General features: G+C 63.2%; 17 protein-coding genes. 7 read left to right on the top strand and 10 right to left on the bottom strand.

Annotated features, from left to right (window positions below; genetic code table 11):
• Positions 1-11 precede the first annotated feature (11 nt).
• Entirely contained in the window at positions 12-410 is a 399-nt protein-coding gene (locus tag V7S54_RS19980; RefSeq protein WP_336409299.1) for a VOC family protein, read from the bottom strand.
• A gap of 69 nt (positions 411-479) precedes the next feature.
• Positions 480-1,208: a phosphoribosyltransferase gene (locus V7S54_RS19975; RefSeq protein WP_336409298.1), complete on the bottom strand. Its 729-nt coding sequence runs from the start codon at positions 1,206-1,208 to the stop codon at positions 480-482.
• Positions 1,209-1,353: 145 nt separating this feature from the next.
• Between V7S54_RS19975 and V7S54_RS19970 the strand changes: the two genes are divergently transcribed.
• Complete coding sequence (locus V7S54_RS19970) at positions 1,354-2,529, top strand: M20 aminoacylase family protein (RefSeq protein ID WP_336409297.1); 1,176 nt, start codon at positions 1,354-1,356, stop codon at positions 2,527-2,529.
• A 136-nt stretch (positions 2,530-2,665) separates the two neighbouring features.
• On the opposite strand, the gene V7S54_RS19965 is transcribed toward V7S54_RS19970, so the two are convergent.
• From V7S54_RS19965 to V7S54_RS19935, 7 genes are all read right to left on the bottom strand, one after another.
• The gene (locus V7S54_RS19965) at positions 2,666-4,423 is read right to left on the bottom strand and encodes an adenine deaminase (protein WP_442892580.1); all 1,758 of its coding nucleotides are present in this window, start codon (positions 4,421-4,423) and stop codon (positions 2,666-2,668) included.
• Positions 4,424-4,449: 26 nt separating this feature from the next.
• Positions 4,450-5,370, bottom strand: a complete 921-nt coding sequence (locus V7S54_RS19960; protein WP_336409295.1) for a nucleoside hydrolase — start codon at positions 5,368-5,370, stop codon at positions 4,450-4,452.
• Between the two features lie 6 nt (positions 5,371-5,376).
• Positions 5,377-6,405, bottom strand: coding sequence for an ABC transporter ATP-binding protein (locus tag V7S54_RS19955; RefSeq protein WP_336409294.1), 1,029 nt, complete (start codon positions 6,403-6,405; stop codon positions 5,377-5,379).
• A complete protein-coding gene (locus tag V7S54_RS19950; RefSeq protein WP_065375561.1) occupies positions 6,398-7,177 on the bottom strand; it encodes an ABC transporter permease in 780 nt (259 codons plus the stop codon). Before V7S54_RS19950 ends, V7S54_RS19955 begins: the two co-directional genes overlap by 8 nt.
• Complete coding sequence (locus tag V7S54_RS19945; protein ID WP_065375560.1) at positions 7,174-8,001, bottom strand: ABC transporter permease; 828 nt, start codon at positions 7,999-8,001, stop codon at positions 7,174-7,176. Before V7S54_RS19945 ends, V7S54_RS19950 begins: the two co-directional genes overlap by 4 nt.
• A gap of 102 nt (positions 8,002-8,103) precedes the next feature.
• Positions 8,104-9,126, bottom strand: a complete 1,023-nt coding sequence (locus V7S54_RS19940; RefSeq protein WP_336409293.1) for an ABC transporter substrate-binding protein — start codon at positions 9,124-9,126, stop codon at positions 8,104-8,106.
• Complete coding sequence (locus tag V7S54_RS19935; RefSeq protein WP_336409292.1) at positions 9,123-10,202, bottom strand: LacI family DNA-binding transcriptional regulator; 1,080 nt, start codon at positions 10,200-10,202, stop codon at positions 9,123-9,125. The genes V7S54_RS19940 and V7S54_RS19935 overlap by 4 nt, the downstream gene beginning before the upstream one ends.
• A 547-nt stretch (positions 10,203-10,749) precedes the next feature.
• Here V7S54_RS19935 and V7S54_RS19930 point away from each other — a divergent pair.
• The 6 genes from V7S54_RS19930 to V7S54_RS19905 all read left to right on the top strand — a co-directional run bounded on the left by V7S54_RS19930 (position 10,750) and on the right by V7S54_RS19905 (position 16,791).
• Positions 10,750-12,213 (top strand): ABC transporter substrate-binding protein, encoded by a 1,464-nt coding sequence (locus tag V7S54_RS19930; RefSeq protein ID WP_336409351.1) that lies wholly within the window; start codon positions 10,750-10,752, stop codon positions 12,211-12,213.
• A gap of 315 nt (positions 12,214-12,528) precedes the next feature.
• On the top strand, positions 12,529-13,494 hold the full coding sequence (locus V7S54_RS19925) for an ABC transporter permease (protein ID WP_141679473.1): 966 nt from the start codon (positions 12,529-12,531) through the stop codon (positions 13,492-13,494).
• Positions 13,491-14,342, top strand: a complete 852-nt coding sequence (locus V7S54_RS19920) for an ABC transporter permease (protein WP_065375557.1) — start codon at positions 13,491-13,493, stop codon at positions 14,340-14,342. Before V7S54_RS19925 ends, V7S54_RS19920 begins: the two co-directional genes overlap by 4 nt.
• On the top strand, positions 14,339-15,148 hold the full coding sequence (locus tag V7S54_RS19915) for an ABC transporter ATP-binding protein (protein ID WP_336409291.1): 810 nt from the start codon (positions 14,339-14,341) through the stop codon (positions 15,146-15,148). The genes V7S54_RS19920 and V7S54_RS19915 overlap by 4 nt, the downstream gene beginning before the upstream one ends.
• Positions 15,145-15,891 (top strand): ABC transporter ATP-binding protein, encoded by a 747-nt coding sequence (locus V7S54_RS19910; RefSeq protein ID WP_336409290.1) that lies wholly within the window; start codon positions 15,145-15,147, stop codon positions 15,889-15,891. The genes V7S54_RS19915 and V7S54_RS19910 overlap by 4 nt, the downstream gene beginning before the upstream one ends.
• A 192-nt stretch (positions 15,892-16,083) precedes the next feature.
• The gene (locus tag V7S54_RS19905; RefSeq protein ID WP_336409289.1) at positions 16,084-16,791 is read left to right on the top strand and encodes an OmpW/AlkL family protein; all 708 of its coding nucleotides are present in this window, start codon (positions 16,084-16,086) and stop codon (positions 16,789-16,791) included.
• Positions 16,792-16,862: 71 nt separating this feature from the next.
• Here V7S54_RS19905 and V7S54_RS19900 read toward each other — a convergent pair whose 3' ends face one another.
• Positions 16,863-17,282: a CBS domain-containing protein gene (locus V7S54_RS19900; RefSeq protein ID WP_336409288.1), complete on the bottom strand. Its 420-nt coding sequence runs from the start codon at positions 17,280-17,282 to the stop codon at positions 16,863-16,865.
• Positions 17,283-17,346 lie beyond the last annotated feature (64 nt).

The raw sequence follows: 17,346 nt of genomic DNA, 5'->3' as shown, positions 1-17,346 counted from the left end.
AATCGGAGAAGCTAGGCTTCTCCCTTGCCCGAGGATCCCAAGTCCAGCGGCTCCCCGATTTCGATCGCATGTCCGTCCGGATCGTAGAAGCGGAACACGCGCTGGCCCCATGCCTGACGCTCGACGGAGCGTATCAGCTCCACATGGGGCGCGATGCGTTCAAAGGCCGCGTCGACATCCTCGTGCTCGAAGTAGAGCAGCAGGTTTCGCCGCCCGTAGGGTTCCGTCGAAGCCAGTTCTCCTCGCCACACCGTTTGTTGCAGCGAGCGTCCCTCGTGGATGGCGAAACCGCCCTCGAAGAGGACGAAGTTTCCGAAGTCCTCCAGGACCTTGAGGCCAAGTCTTTCCTCGTAGAATTCCTTGGATCGGCTGATGTCCCGGACGAAAGGGATCGGGTTGATGAACCGCATGCAATTCCTTTCGTGACCGTCTCACGCAGACAGGCAACCTATCGCGGCCCACGCTCGACGCAACGGAATTCAGACGGCGTACCAACTGCCGTCTTCGTCACGCTGAAGCATCGGCGTTTGGAACACGCCGACCACGCGCTCGGGCCAATGTGATGCGAGATCGGCAAGTGGCTTCCGCCACCGCTCGGTCTGCAGCATGGCGGCGCCGATCGCGACCGGCTCGATGCCGCAGGCGTCCATCAGCGTCAGCCCGGCCAGGATCGACGTGCCGCTCGATATCACGTCGTCGATGAGCGCCACCCGCTTCCCCTCAAGCAGCGGCAGCATGCGCGGATCGACATAGAGGCGCTTCTTCTGGTCCGGCGTCGTGATCGACGAGAGCGGCACCGACAGGTCGTCGACATACCAGAACTTTCTTGATGTACCGAGCGGCACGTAGCGACTATGGCCGAGCTTGCGCGCAACGGCGGAAGCAAGCGTCAGGCCCAATGTCGGGAGACCGGCAACGACATCGGGCTCGAAGGCGGCAAGCTTGGCCGCAAGTTCGGTTGCCAGTGCGTCCTCGACGGCAAAACTCGCCTGATTGACGATCAGCGAGGCGAGCGCGTGCCTGCCATCCGAGAGCGGACGGATCGGCAGCAGGATCTGGCGGCCATCGCCGAGCGTTGCCGGGAAGAAATCGCGATAACCCGCCTGAATGTCGAAACTTTTCGGCGGATAGACCTCCTGCCAGAAGTCGTGAGGTTGCATCGGTTCCGTCCTCGTCTTCGCATGTCGCCCGAATTGAAATGCGACCAAAAAAGCCGGTTCGCTGTTCTGGTCTCGGCCGTTTTCGTCTATACCGTTTGCGACTTCGATCAAACCGAAAGGGCACCTCCGAGCAAGCAAAGCGCGCGGAATTCACAAGCCCCTTCGCCAGATGAAACATGGGAAATGCCTGCCGATGCGCCTGCCAGACGGAATAGCCGACGATCTCACCTTCCTCACCGACTTCCGTCGCGATCTGCATGCTCATCCGGAACTCGGCTTCGAGGAGGAGCGCACCAGCGACCTCGTTGCCAAATGGATCGAGGAAGCTGGACTAAAAGTACACCGTGGCCTTGGAAAAACCGGCGTCGTCGGCACCCTGCAGGTGGGCAATGGCACGCGCTCGATCGGGCTTCGTGCCGACATGGACGCACTCGCCATGCCTGAAATCGCCGACCGCCCCTACAAGTCCCGCGAAGCCGGCAAGATGCATGCCTGCGGCCATGACGGCCACACCGCGATGCTGCTCGGCGCCGCCCGCCATCTGGCAAAGACCCGTAATTTCTCCGGCACCGTGCATTTCATTTTCCAGCCGGCTGAAGAAGGGCGCGGCGGCGCAAAGCGCATGGTCGAGGACGGGTTGTTCAAACTTTTTCCCTGCGATGCCGTTTATGGCCTGCACAACATGCCCGGCCTCGATCCGGACGAGATGGCCGTCGTTGCCGGCCCCCAGCTCGCGTCCTCCGACAGCTGGCGGCTCACCTTCCGCGGTGTCGGCACCCACGGCGCCAAGCCGCACCTCGGCCGCGATCCGGTGACCGCCGCCGGCACTTTCCTTGCCTCGCTGCAATCGATTGTCGGCCGCGTCGTCGATCCGCTACAGCCAGCCGTCGTCAGCGCCTGCTCGGTGCGCGCCGGCGACCCGAAGGCGCTCAACGTCATTCCCGATACGGTCGAGATCGGCGGCACGGCTCGCGCCTACACACCTCATGTGCGCAATCAACTCGAGGAGGAGATCGGCCGGCTGGCACGCGGTACGGCCGAGATGTACGGGATTTCCGTCGACTACGAGTTCGAACGCCGCATTCCGCCGGTCGTCAATGACGCCGACGCCACCGCACGGGCACTGAAGGCGGCTCAAGCCGTCTTCGGCGAAAAGACCCGAACAGCCTTCCCGCCTTCAACTGCGGGGGACGACTTCGCCTTCTTCGGGCTTGAGGCTCCCGGCTGTTATGTCTGGCTCGGCAACGGCCCCGCCATCGACGGCGCGCTGCACCACAACACCGCCTATGATTTCAACGATGCAGCGATCGGGCCGGGCGTTGCGTTCTGGTCGACGTTGGTGGAGCAAGAGTTGCCGCGCTCCGAGTAGCGCTCCGGCCGCGAGCAACCGCTTCACGATCGTGTAATATCGGAGAAGCTGAGAACGCCTTTGAACTGAGGCTTTATACGTGCCACGGATCCGAGCGGTCATGGCATTGGCCGCCCCATGCGGCGGCCAATGTGGCCTACGTATCAAGCACGTCGAGAACGGGACTTTCCATCAGCTTTCCCGTCAACACGTCGGCAATGCCGCGATCGGTCTGGTGCGGGCCTGCGTTGCAGGCAAGCGTCGCTCCGAAACAGGCCTTGAAGACGAGGTAGGGCGGCTGCCAATCGACGATCCGTCCGACAGCATCACGCAGCGCGGCAAAGCCGGATGACACATCGGCCAAGGGCGCATCGGAGACGAGGCCACACAGCGGCAAAGGCAGGATCGCGCCGATCTTGCCTGCGGATGCGACCGCCATGCCGCCGCCGGCCGCGATGACGGCATTGGCCGCCACCATCATATCGCGGGAATTGCCGCCGAAGACCGTGAGGTTGTGGCTGTCGTGGGAAACGGTCGTCGCGAAGGCGCCGCGCCACTCGCCCCAGCCGGTAAGCAGGCCGACGCGCGGCTTGCTGTCGGCGCGGCCATGGCGGTGAGCAACGGCAATCAGTGTCGCGCCCTGCGGCGGAACGACGAAGCCATTCTCGACTTCGGCCACGACCTCGCCCCATTGGGTGAAGCGCGGTCGGTCGATCGTGGCGACACGCACCTTTGAGCCGGTTGCGGGAATGGCGAAGTCCGTCTCGCGCAACGGCTCGATCTTCATCGTACCGGCAAGCGCTTGGACGTCGGCCTTCGGCACGGCGTCGATCATCTGCCCCGCCCGGGCCACCTGCTTACCGCCCGCAATCACCGTACGGGCGCGAAAGTCCTGGAGATCCTCGAAGATCGCGATATCCGCCCGCCGCCCGGGGGCAACGAGGCCGAGGTCCGGACGACCGAGACGGGTGGCGGCGTTCAGCGTCGCGGCGCGAAGCGCCCATTCCGGTTTCAGCCCGTAGCGCACAAGCCGCCGCACTACGTCGTCCAACCCGCCCGAGCGATCGAGATCGTCGGGAAAGACATCGTCGGTGCAAAGCGTGACGGGCTGCGGCAAATGGCCGAGCGTGTTCAGCGCCTCGACGAATTCCGGTAGCAGATGGTCATGCGACCCGCGCAATTCGATCGACAGACCGGCGCGCAGCTTCGCCATCAGATCGTCGCCCGAAACCAGCTCATGGTCGGAACTGACGCCCGCAGTGACGAAAGCCTGGAGATCGGCGCCGGTGAGACCCCGCGCGTGGCCGTTGACCGGCTTGCCGGCGGCAAGCCCGGCTTGAACGATTGCGCTGATCCGCGCTTCGCCGTCGATGACGCCGCGCATGTTCATCATTTCGGCGACGCCGCCGATTTCCGGCCAACTCAGGATGCCGGCAATCACATCAGCGTCGAAATCGGCACCGGCGAGCTCCAGGCCGGGTGCGGAGGGCACGCTGGACGGCGCCAAAAGCACCGTGCGCAAGGGCAGCCCGGCAATGGCATCCGCAGCCCAGCGAACGCCGGCGATGCCGCTGACATTGCCGAACTCGTGCGGATCCCAGACGACTGTCGTGACGCCACGCGGCAGCACCGCATCGGCATAGGTCGCCGGCGTCACCATCGAGCTTTCGACATGCATATGGGTGTCGATGAGCCCCGGGGAGACGAAGGCGCCGCTCGCGTCGATGACATCAGCCGCATCGCTGCGCGCGCCCGGTTCGTGAACACTTGCGACCAAAGGCCCGACGAGGCCGATATCGGCTGGGCGAAGCTCGCCGGTCACCACGTCGACCAGCGTACCGCCCGAGATCAGGACGTCAAACGGTTCGCCTCCACGCGCCGCCGCCACGGCGCAGGTACGGAGCGCCGCATCCATCAAGTCTTGAGGCTGCTCGACAAAACTCACTTCTGAGCCTCCTTCATCAGGGCGCCCAGAATCTGCGCACGCGTCGTCTCCACATGGGCGTCGACGGCGTATTCGGCATTGAAGATCGCATGGCTTTCGCGCGTTTCGACCACGGTGCGCCCGCGGGTGAGCGCGCCGCCGAGCTCGACCTCGATGCGGGCGCTGCGGAAGGAGATCGCGCCGGGATTGACGAAAGCGACAGCGGCTGAGGGATCGTAGATCGCCATGCCCGGCCGGCCGCGGCTGGTGCCGATCGAGATGTAGCCCGCGAGCAGATCGGCGATAAGCGCCGCATTGACGCCGCCGGCCACGCGGATCGGCGCGACGTCGTCCGGATAGGCAAAGATCTTGCGGCAGAGATCGAGATCGACCATGCGCAGCGGCAGGCCGTGCGCGAGCACAATGGCAAGCGCCTCCGGGTCAGCAAAAGCGTTGAACTCGGCGGACGCCGTATGGTTGCCGCTGGTCACGCCGCCGCCCATCCAGGTGAGATCGGTGATCCGTGCGGCAAGATCCGGGCGAGCAAGGCAAAGGGCTGCGAGGTTGGTGAGCGGCCCGAGAGCCAGTATGCGCTTCGGCCCCTCTTGTTCCAGCCAGGCCGAGAGAGCGGCGAAGGCGTCGCTTAGCGGCAATGCATCGGCCTGCGGCAGCGTCAGCCCGGCGGTCGGCATGCCGGCCTCGCCGAGGATGCGTTCAGCGGTCTCGAGCTTTCCGAGCACCGGCAAGGCGCGGCCCTCGTGGATGGGAAATCCCCAACCGAAGGCAAATGTCGCACTGGCGGCGTTGCGTTTCACCTGGTCCAGCGGCGTGTTGCCGAAAACCAGAGAAACACCGTCGATTTCTTCACCGGCATGAAGCACGACGAGCACCGCTGCAATGTCGTCGAACCCCATGTCCGTATCGATCCAGACACCCATCTGACGTCAACCGAACTTCTTCAGGCGCGCAGCCTTTTCAACCGGCAGGTCGAAGGCGATCGTAGAGCCGGTTTCACGCGCTGCCAACGCAGCATCTTCTTCCGCCTTGATGGCGCCGAGCGGTGTATCGAGCAGATATTCGCGCGTGCTGCCGGAGAAAGAGGCTCCGCGCACGGTGCCCTGGAAAGGACCTGAGCCCAGGGTCACCATGCGCGGACGCCACGCAAGCCCTGCCGTGTCAGGCGGCAGGGATCCGGAAAGATCGATCGGGCCGTTGCCGGCCTTAAGCTTGTGGCCCTCGACGGCAAAGATGTTCTCGAAGCCGACGAAGTCGGCAACGAAGCGCGAGAGCGGACGGTTGTAGATGTCCTCGGGTGTGCCGATCTGCTCGATAGTACCGTTCAGCATGACGACGATGCGGTCGGCGAGCGACAGCGCTTCGCCCTGGTCGTGGGTGACGAAGATCATCGTCACACCGGTTTCCTTCTGCACGCGCTGCAGCTCCGTGCGCATCTCGAGGCGCAGGCGGGCATCGAGGTTCGACAGCGGCTCGTCGAGCAGCAGGAGCTTCGGCTCCATCACCATCGAGCGGGCAAGGGCCACGCGCTGCTGCTGACCGCCGGAGAGTTCACCCGGCTTGCGCGCAGAGAATTTCGAAAGGCCGACCGACTTCAGGCCGGCCGTTACCTTGCTCTCGATCTCCGCCGCCGGCAGCTTCTTCAACCGCAGGCCGAAGGCGACGTTTTCGAACACGGTCAGGTGCGGGAACAGCGCATAGGACTGGAAGACGAGGCCGACCGAGCGCTTGTTGGCAGAGACGCGGGTGATATCGGCGCCGTCGAGTTTGATCGCGCCGGAAGCGGGCGATAGCAGACCGGCGATCGAGCGCATCGTCGTCGTCTTGCCGCAACCGGACGGTCCGAGGAACGCCACCAGTTCGCCCTTGCGGATCGAAAGGTCGAGGTCCTTCACCGCAACGGTGTCGCCATAGGCGAGCGTCAGTTTTTCAAGGCTGAGGAAAGCGGCGTCAGACATAGCGAGAGAATCCCAGGAAGCGTTCGGCAAGGAAGACGATGCCGATGGACATGAAGGCGAGCAGTGCGGAGAGGGCCGCGACCGACGGATCGTAGGTGATCTCCATGTAGGAGAGCATGTCGATCGGCAGCGTGCGCACGCCGGGGCCGGAAAGGAACAGCGACACCGGCACCTGGTTGAAGCTCGTGACGAAACCGAGGATGAAGGCGGCCAGAATGCCGCTGCGGATGTTCGGCATCACCACCCGGAAGAAGGCGCCGGCGCGCGAGGAACCGAGCAGCACCGCCGCCTCCTCGATATCGGAGCGCAGGTTGTTGAGGCTCGCCGAGACGACCCGCACCGCATAGGGGAGCACCAGCGCTGTATGCGCCAGGAACAGGGTCAGCGTGATGTTGAAGCCGAAGGGCACGACGATGTAGCGCAAGAGCGCCAGGCCGACGATGATGCCGGGCACGATGATCGGCAAGGAGACAATCGTGCGGATGGTTTCGCCAAAAGGCAGCTTGTAGCGCGAAAGGGCGTAAGAAGCGGGAACGCCGAGCACGAGAGCGGCCGCCGTGCCGCCGATCGCAAGCAGCATGGAGATCGCGAAACTCTCCTGGAAGCTCTCGACCGTGAAGACCTTGGCTACCCACTTGAGCGAAAAGCCCTGCGGCGGGAAGGCCAGTGTCTCGCCGCCCGAAAGCGACGCGGCGACGATGATGAAGAACGGCCCGATCAGGAAACCGATCACCAGGAGAAGGACAAGGGGTGAAAAGACGCGGGGTGTCATCGCTTGTTCCTCGCGGTGGCAAGCCGTTTCAGGAGAAGATTGGCGGCAAAGCTCATGACGATCAGGATGAAGGCGATGACGCTCGCTGCCACGAAATCATTGGCGACGGTGACGCGCTGGTAGAGCAGCGTTTCGAGCATCAGCACCTTGGAGCCGCCGAGAATCGCCGGGGTGATGTAGGCCGTCAGCGAGCCGGTGAAGACCAGCGTGCCGCCGATCACCAGGCCTTCCTTGGTCAGCGGCAGGATCACCTTGAAGAAGACTTGAAACCAGTTGGCGCCGAGAACGCGCGCGGCCGGGATCGCATCCTTCGGCATGTTTTCAAGCGCGCTGATCAGCGACAGGATCATCAGCGGCAGGAACAGCTGCAGCAGGCCGATAAACACGGCCGTTTCCGTGAAGAGAAAGCGGATCGGCTCGTCCGAAAGGCCGACGAGCTGCAGCGCCTGGTTGACGATGCCGGTGCGGCCGAGAATGACGATCCAGGCATAGGTGCGGGCGACCGACGAAATCATCAGCGGCAGCACGACGAGGCCGATCATCTGGCCCTTATTGCGCGGCGAAAGATTGACGATGGCAAAGGCTGCGGCATAACCGACGACCGCCGAAACGGCCGTGACCATCAGGCCGAGCCGGAAGGTGCGCAGGAAGACGGTGCGGTTCAGCGGATCCGAGAAAAAGGTCGTATAGGCGGAGAGCGACCAGCTGTCGGCGTTGCGAAAGCCTTCCGCCAGCAGAATCACCACCGGCGCCAGAAAGACGATCGCCGCAAAGACCGCTGCGGGCAGAGCGAGCGCCAGGGCTTCGGCGCGGTTCTGAAACATCCTTCTTCCTTTCAAGGCATTCGTTGGCGCGGCCCACCCCGTCACTGGGGCCGCAGCGTCCTCCGGCCGACGAGGCCGGCCGGTGGAGTTCAGTCGTTTGGCTTACTGGCCGACCTGCGCGTTCCACTCCGACAGCCACGCTTCGCGATTGTCGAGCGCAACGGCCGACGGGATGAGCTTCAGGTTCTTCACGGTCTCTTCGCCGTAGGTCAGGTTCTCGGCGATCTCCGGCGAAACCTTGACGTCCTTGTTGGCCGGGCTGTCGACCAGCTTTTCGGCAAGTGCTGTCTGGATTTCGGTCGAGAGCCAGAAGTCCATGAACTGCAGCGCCAGGTCCTGGTTCTTGCCGCCCTTGGTCAGCACCATCACGTTCATGCCGCCGGTCTGGCCTTCTTTCGGCGTTGCCCACTTGATCGGCAGGCCGAGCTTGGTGAAGCCTTCCCAGGAGAACCGGCCGATCGGTGCGGCCCAGATCTCTTCCTGCTGCATCAGCTGCACGAGCTGCGAGGACTTGACGTAGAAGGTGACGATGTCGTCCTTCTTGGCGCCGACGGCGGCGATCGCTTCCTTGAGATCCGGCGTGTTCTTGCCGATGGCTTCGCCGACCATGTAGAGCGCCGGCGGGCCCTGGTTGGTCGTGACGTTCGGGAAAGCGACGTGGCTGGCGTTCTCATCGCTGAGGAGATCGGCCCAGGAGTTCACTTCCATCTTGTCGGAGCGATAAACGATCGAGGTCGCGTAGAAGGTGTAGCCGACACTCATGCCGTCGCCGTTCGGGTCCTTGGCGAGGTCATAGAGCTTGTTGAAGTTCGTGAGCTTCGAAGTATCGATCTTTTCGATCAGGTCGGCGCGGGAAGCCGAGAGCGCGTCGGCCATCGAAACGACGGCCATGTCGACGACCGGGCTTGCCTTGTTGGCTTCCATCTTCGCCAGGCGCTCGACGCTATTGCCGGTTTCGACGACGAGCTTGCAGCCGCACTTCTGTTCGAACGGCGTGTAGACCAGTTCCTTGAACGCGTCCTGGGCAAAGCCGTAGACGGAAATGGTGAGCGTCTTTTCCTGAGCAGACGCGGCGTTGGCGCCAACGAGCAAAAGTGCGCTCGAGGCAAGCAGGAACTTCTTCATGGCTGGTGTCCTCCTTCGGTGACGGATGTGGCTGCGGTGATGGGGGTATGAATGGGATAACCTGCAGGCGGGGCGGCGGCCGATTGCCTGACGACGAGATGCATCGGAACCTTCGACGTCTCGGCGGTAACCGGTGCGCCAATCTCGGGGTCGGACGGGTCGCGCTCGCTGATCGCCTTGACGAGGGCTGCGACCGCAATCGCCGCGATCTCGGTCATGTCCATGCGTGCCGTCGTCAGCGCCGGCGTGATCACCGGCGCCCAGATCAGATCGTCGAAACCGGTGACGCTCGCTTTTTCTGGGACGTTGATCCCGGCGCGCTGCAATTCGGTCAGCGCACGCAGCGCATGCAGATCGGAGATGCAGGCAAAGGCGGTGTAGCCTTCGGCCACCTTCTCGGGGAGACCGAGCGGACAGCCCTTGCCGGCAACCTTTTCCAGCGGTTCAATCCAGAGCGTGTCGGTGTGATAAGCCTCGCCAAACACCGACCGGATGCCGCCGGCGCGGTCGTTCTGCACGTTGGAGGCAGGATTGTTGCCGATGATCAGCACGCGACGATGGCCGAGCCCCTTCAGGTGTTCACCAATCTGCCGGCCGCCGCCCCAATGGTCAGCGGCAACCGTGTTGCCGGGCGTCGAGGGCGTGTCGATCACGGCCACCGGACAGCCGACATCGGCGATGCGCGTGCCGCGCCTGGGTACGATCACCAGGCCGTCGACGTCGCGGTCGATCAGCCGCTCGATCGCCTTGGTCTGGGTCGAGACGTCGCCGCGCGAATCCGCGATGAGCACGCCGTAACCGGACGACGAGGCAGCAAGCTCGATCGCCTGGGCGATCTGCGGGAAGAGCGGATTGGCGATATCGGGAAGGACGAGGCCGAGCACGCCGGTGCGGCCGGTGCGCAACGCCCTGCCCGCCTGGCTCGGCACATAACCGAGCTCGGCGGCGGTCGCGCGGATTTTTTCCACCATTTCGGCCGACACGCGGCCCTTGCCGGAGAGCGCGTTCGAAACCGTGGCTGCGGACACGCCGAGCGTTCTGGCAATCCTCGTCAGTTTTGGTCCGGAACGCGCCAAATCCGTGGTTTCCGCTATCGCGTGATTAAACGATTAATCACGCGATATATCAGAATCTCCTGGGTGTCGAATCCTTTTGTCGACTCGTTGCATTTTGCAATTTTCGAGGGAAAAGTGTCATGAATAACAATCGACGCCCCCTTATTCCAAGCCGTCAATCCTGCATTAAGCTTATGGAGAAGACCGTTCGAAATCAGAGTTGAGAGGCGGCCCCAATTCGCCGGAACCAAACAGATTCGTGAAAGTTCTCTGATATATCTCGATGGTGCGCCCGACGACGGAAGGCGAAATGCGCGTATGCCCATCCGCCCGGGCCGCGGGTACAATTTTCAACTTCGACGGACAAAAGAAACCAATTTTCCCACTAAATTACTAGGGAATAAGTATGATGTATCGCAATCATCCGGTGCGTACATTCGGGTGGCGACGCGATCCGCGTGACAGGCACAATGCAGGAGTTTGGGACATGACTGGCAATATCATCGGCTTTGGCAAGACCGCGGGACAAGCCCGCCGCGCACGAGGGGCAACTCTAGCTGCCGCCACAATGGCGCTCGCTCTGTCGACGAGCACAGCCGTCTTCGCCGAGGACGCCAAGTTTGACCCCAACGCCTCGATCACGATCGGCTCGCTCTATGAACCGCAGAACCTCGACAACACCGCCGGTGCGGGCCAGGGTATCAACGAAGCCTTCAACGGCAATGTCTACGAGGCGCTGTTTACGTTGACCGACGCCGGCGACGTGCAGCCGGGTCTCGTTGCCTCGCAGAGCGTCAGCGAAGACGGCCTTACCTATACCTTCAAGCTTCGCCCCGGCGTTACCTTCCACTCCGGCGATCCGCTGACGGCTACGGACGTCAAGTACAGCATCGAGCGCGTGACGGCAGAGCAATCCAAGAGCTCGCGCAAGAAGAGCCTCGCAACGATCAGCGCGATCGAGACCCCCGATGATCAGACGGTTGTCGTCAAGCTTTCGACCCGATCGATCTCGCTCCCCTACAATCTGAGCTACGTGTGGATCGTCAACGATGCGGCGAAGGATTTGAATGCCAGCGAAGACGGCACCGGCCCCTATCGCCTCGATGAATGGCGCCGCGGCTCGTCGCTGGCGCTGACCCGCAACGACAAATACTGGGGAACCGCGCCCGCCAACGGCGAAGTCGTCTTCCAGTACTTCACCGACGCAACCGCACTCAACAATGCGCTTCTGACCGGCGCCGTCGATATAATCACCAGCGTCCAGAGCCCGGACTCGATCGCGCAGTTCAAGGACAATCCCGACTTCACCGTCACCGCCGGCCAGTCGACCACCAAGGAACTGCTTGCGTTCAACGATCGCGTCGCCCCCTTCGACAACGTCAAGGTCCGGAAGGCGATTGCCCGCGCCATCGACGACAAGAAGCTGCTGACGTCGATCTGGGGCGAGTACGGCACGCTGATCGGCTCCTTCGTACCGCCGACCGATCCCTGGTACGTCGACCTCACCGCAGTCGACGCCTATGACGTCGAAGGCGCCAAGGCGCTGCTGAAGGAAGCAGGCTTTGCCGATGGCTTCACCTTCAAACTCGACACGCCGAACTACGATCCGCATCCGATCGTCGCGCAGTTCATCCAGAGCGAACTCGCCAAGGTGAACATCAAGGTCGAGATCAACGTGATCACCGCCAACGAGTGGTACACCAAGGTCTACAAGGCACATGATTTCCAGGCGACGCTGCAGGAGCACGTCAACCACCGCGACATCGTCTTCTACGGCAATCCGGACTTCTACTGGGGCTACAACAACCCCAGGGTTGTCGACCTGATCAAGGCCTCGGAAGCGGCGGCCAATACCGACGAGCAGACCGCCAAGCTCAAGGAAGCCAACACGATCATCGCCGAGGACGCCGCCAGCAACTGGCTCTACCTCTATCCGCAGATCGTCGTATCGAGCTCGGCGGTGAGTGGCTACCCGGTGAACGGCCTGAACTCGCAGTTCTTTGCCTACGGCATCAAGAAGAGCCAGCAGTAAGCGAAACGACTTCCGCTTTTCGCGGCACTGGAGCATCCCGCCTCAAGCGGAAGCACTTGAGACGGGATGCTCTATAATCAAAGTGCCAGAGCGTCCTTTGTGCGTTCATATGAACGCACGGCGCTCTGAGAGCCCCTGGATCGGATCCAGGGGCTTCTGCGTTTCGCGATCATGGCCGACTTCATCCGCGCCGTTTCGGCCGGCCACGCACAGGTCCCACTAAAGTAAGGCCCTCGCTCTAGCCTCCCTCTCTGTTTTGATGCAAAAGCCAACGTCTCTGATCACGGCGTCCCGTGAGAAGAAAGGAATGCAGCCATTCTCACCTATCTCGTTCGCCGCTTTGCCATCCTGCTCCTGTCGCTGCTGATTGCGGCGGTGGTGCTGTTCGTTCTCCTGCGCCTGCTCCCCGGCGACCCCGCCAACGCGCTTCTCTCTGTCGGCGCCGATGCCGCGCAGATCGAAAAGGCTCGCGAGCAGGTCGGCTCGAACCTGCCGCTCTGGCAGCAGTTCCTTCGTTTTGCCGGCAGCCTCGCCCGCTTCGATCTCGGCACGTCCTTCGTCAGTGGCAAGCCCGTGATCGAGGAGATCGCCGCGCGGCTGACGGTCACCGTACCGCTGGCGCTGATGGGCTTCCTGCTTTCCATTCTGATTGCCGTGCCGCTCGGCATCCTCTCGGCCGTCAAGGCCGACCGCTGGTATGGCGGATTGATCTCGACGGTCTCGCAGCTCGGCATCGCCATTCCGGTCTTCTGGGTCGGCATCCTGCTCGTCACTATCTTTGCCGTCACCTTCCGCCTGTTTCCCTCCGGCGGCTTCCCCCGCCGCGGCTGGCAGAATGAGGGACAGGTGCTCTATGCGCTGGCACTCCCTGTTCTGACGATCGGGCTCGTCATGGGCGCATCGCTGCTGCGCTACGTGCGTTCGGCGACACAGGATGTTCTCGGCAGCGATTACCTGCGCACCGCGCGCGCCCTCGGCGCCAGCTTTCCTGAAGCGCTTGTTCGCCACGGTATCCGCAACGGCGCCGTGCCGATCATCTCCATTCTCGGCATCGAGCTTGCCACGACCCTGCTCGGCGCCGTCGTCATCGAGCGTGTCTTCGCGCTGCCGGGTCTCGGCTCGATGCTGCTGCTCGCGATCGAGCAGCGTGACTATCCCAACGTCCAGGGCGTGCTGTTCATCTCGACGCTGCTGGTGTTGCTGATCGGCTTTGGCGCCGATCTTACCCAGCGGCTGATCGATCCGCGCCTGCGCGAACGCGCCGTCGGAGGCAACGCATGAGCCCGGTCGAGACATCCGTTTCCAGACGGGAGCAACGGCACTCGCTTGCCCTTACCGTCGGGCTCGCGCTTGTCGGCATCAATCTGCTCGTCGCCCTGCTCACGCTGTTCTGGACGCCGTACGATCCTTTGAACGCCTCCGGCGGCCGGCTGGAAGCGCCATCGCTCCTGCACTGGCTCGGGACCGACCGGCTGGGGCGTGATCTGCTGACACAACTGATGATCGGTGCGCGAACGGCGCTTCTCGTCGGCACCGGCGCCGTTGCGATCGGCGCGACGATCGGCGTCAGTCTCGGCGTTCTCGCCGCCTTCGCCACCCGGATTGCCGACGATGTGATGGCTGCCACCCTCGACATCTTGATCGCCTTCCCAACGCTTCTCCTGGCTATGCTGGTCGTGGCCGCAAGCGACAGCGCCAGCCTCTGGACGGCGATCCTGGCGCTCGGGCTTGCAATCTCCGCCATCGTCGCGCGGCTGACCCGCATCCTCGCCAAACGGGTGCTGCGCCAGGACTATATCGTCGCCTCGCGAACGTCGGGAACCTCCTGGGCGGGCGTCGTCTTTCGCCACGTGCTTCCCAACATCTGGCCGACGCTCTCGGTCAATTTCGCTTTGCAGTTCGGCCTTGCCGTCATCGCCGAGGCGTCGCTCTCCTATCTCGGTCTCGGCGCACCGCCGCCGAACGCCTCCTGGGGGCGGCTGCTGCAGGAAGCGCAGGGCACCGTCTACACGGCGCCGATCGGGGCGATCGCACCCGGTATCGCGCTCGTCGCGCTTGTCATCGGCATGAACCTCCTTGCAGATGGCCTGCGCGACATCGCCGATCCGACACGCGGGAGATCGCGATGACAGCGCTTCTCAACATCCAGGACCTCGACATCCGCGCCGGCGAAAAGCCGCTGGTTTCCGGTCTCTCCTTTTCGATCCAACCCGGCGAACGCATCGGCCTGATCGGCGAATCCGGCTCCGGCAAGTCGATGACCGCGATGGCTGCGACCGGCCTGCTTCCGCCGTCGATCAGCGTAAGCGGTTCGATCGAACTCGACGGACAACAGGTGGTCGGCGCCACGGACAAGGTGATGAACCGATTGCGCGGTGTCGCCGCGGCCGTCGTCTTCCAGGAGCCGCTGACCGCACTCGACCCGCTGATGAAAATCGGCCGGCAGATCGCCGAGCCGGTGCGCCGGCGTTTGGAACGCGATGGCAGGAAGGCATCGAAGGATACCGTCCAGCGCGAAGTCCGCGACCTCATCGACAAGGTGGCGCTGCCGCAGCCGGAACGCATCATCAACTCCTATCCGCACGAAGTGTCAGGCGGCCAGCGTCAGCGCGTCGCGATCGCCATGGCGCTCGCCTGCCGCCCAAAACTGCTGATCGCCGATGAACCGACAACGGCGCTCGACGTCACCACCCAGGCGGAAAGCCTCGCGCTACTGGACCAGTTGGTGCGCGAGACCGGCATGGCCCTCCTGTTCATCAGCCATGACCTGCCCGTGGTTGCCCAGGTGGTGGAACGCGTGATCGTGCTGAAGAACGGCGTTGCTGTCGAGCAAGGGCCCGTCAAGACGGTCTTCGGCAACCCGCAACACGGCTACACCAAAACCCTGGTTGAGGCCGCCCGGCTGTTCGACGAAGCGCTCGGGGCAACCGGATGATGATGCTCGATCTTCAAAACGTCAGCTTCGGCTATTCCCGGGAGCAGACCACGCTCAACGGCGTCTCGCTGTCTGTCCGCCCCGGTGTCAGCGTCGGCCTCGTCGGCGAATCCGGCTCCGGCAAGACGACGCTTCTGCGGCTGATGCTCGGGCTCATTCGCCCGACCAGCGGCGTCATTCGCTTCGGCGAGGAGAGCCTTGATACTGGCAACAGTGCCTTCATGCAGCGCTATCGACGCGCGGTGCAGCCGGTCTTCCAGGATCCCTATTCGTCCCTCGACCCGCGCCAGCGGGTGATCGACATTATCGGCGAGCCGCTCAGGTCGTTGCGGATCCCGGGCGATCGCACGCAGGCGGTCGCCGAAGCGCTCGAAGCGGTCGGCCTGCCGCTTGACGCGATGCGCCGCTACCCGCACGAATTCTCGGGCGGCCAGCGCCAGCGCATCGCCATTGCCCGTGCAATCGTCGCCCGTCCGCAGATCGTGCTCGCCGACGAAGCGGTCAGCGCCCTCGATCTTTCGACCCGCATCCGCATCGTCGAGCTCTTCAAGACGCTTTCGGAAAAGCTGACGCTGGTGTTCGTCTCCCACGATCTCGGCGTCGTCGCAGCACTTTGTGAGGAAATGGTCATCCTGGAGCGCGGCAAAGTGGTCGAAAGCGGCAAGACCCGCGACATTCTGACCGCCCCCAAGCACGCCTATACGCAGCGGCTGCTTGCCAGCATTCCGCGCATGCCGGCCTGACAAGGGATTGCACGAAGTTCGTGGGTTCAGACGAATCCGCCTTTATCCCCAAGGACTTGGTGATTCGTGGCCGCATTGATCCAGGACAACCCCTGAGACGCACATCGTGAGCATAGTGCCGCCGGCCGCAGATACCCTGTGGCCGAACGCCCTGACCGGCGATGTTCAATTTCTTCTGGGGGTCCGGAAATCATGCCTACTCGCGCCATCTTGCCATCTGCCGTCTTCTTTGCCGTACTCGCGGCGCCGCTCGCGATCGCGACGGCGGCAGATCTCTCCGAGCCGAGCGTGGTCGCTGCACCGGAAATGCCTCTCGGCAGCGAGCCCGGCCCATGGATGATCCGCGCCCGCGCGCTGGCCGTCCTGCCCGACGACAAAGCCTCGCTCTCCCTGAATGGCACAGCGCTTGATGGCGAAAAGGTCGGCGTCAGCAATTCCGTCGTGCCGGAACTCGACATCACCTACTTCTTCACCGACAACATCGCGGCTGAACTGGTCCTCGGCACGACGCCGCACACGGCGCGCGGCAGCGGCTCGATCGCCGGCCTCGGCGAAATCGGCAAGGCATGGCTGCTGCCGCCGACGCTGACATTGCAGTACCACTTTAACGTCACCGACGAGATCAAGCCCTATGTCGGCGCCGGCGTGAACTACACGATGTTCTACAACGAGAAGCCCCGCGGCGATTTCTCGAGCTTCAACATGAAGAACACCTTCGGCGTGGCGCTACAGGCGGGCGTCGACATTAAGCTCGACGACCATTGGGGCCTGAACTTCGACGTCAAGAAGTTGTTCCTTGAGCCTGAGGTCAACGCAACGCTACCTGGCGCCGGCGCGGTCAGCGGCAAGGTCAAGCTCGACCCGTGGCTGATCGGCACCGGTATCAGCTACCGGTTCTGATCCGTTCGCGGAGCGACGCGAGAAATCGTTTGCGGCGCCGTAGTAGGCGCCGCAACTGTAGAGGCAGGATGTTAGAGGTGATGAGCCGTGACTGCCCGCGCAAGTTCACCTGACAGCTGCCGGCTGCTGGCATGGGATATGTCGCCCAGTGACAGCATGCCGACCATGCGCTTGTCCTCGTCGATTACAGGCAGACGCCGGACCTGTTTCGCCTCCATCAGGTGGACGGCGTGTTCGATCGTCTCACCGGTGCGGCAGTAAACAACATCCCTGGTCATCAAGTCGCGTGCCGTCATCGAAGCGGGATCGCGCCCATTGGCAAAGGCACGCAAGGCGATGTCGCGATCCGTGACCATGCCGATCAGACGGTCGTTTTCGCCGACGGGTAAGGCGCCGATGTCCTCATCCCGCATGATGCGCGCGATCGTCTTGATATCTGTTTCGGGAGAGATCCAGCGTGCGCCGGGATGCATGGCTTCCGATATTTTCATCGTACCCTCCTGTGCTTGAAAGCGGCGGAGAATAGGCTGACATCGTGGCCATTCATTGATCCAC

Source organism: Ensifer sp. CCNWLY38, assembly GCF_037120565.1.
GTDB lineage: Bacteria > Pseudomonadota > Alphaproteobacteria > Rhizobiales > Rhizobiaceae > Ensifer > Ensifer adhaerens_H.
This window is presented reverse-complemented; position numbering and strand designations above follow the sequence as displayed.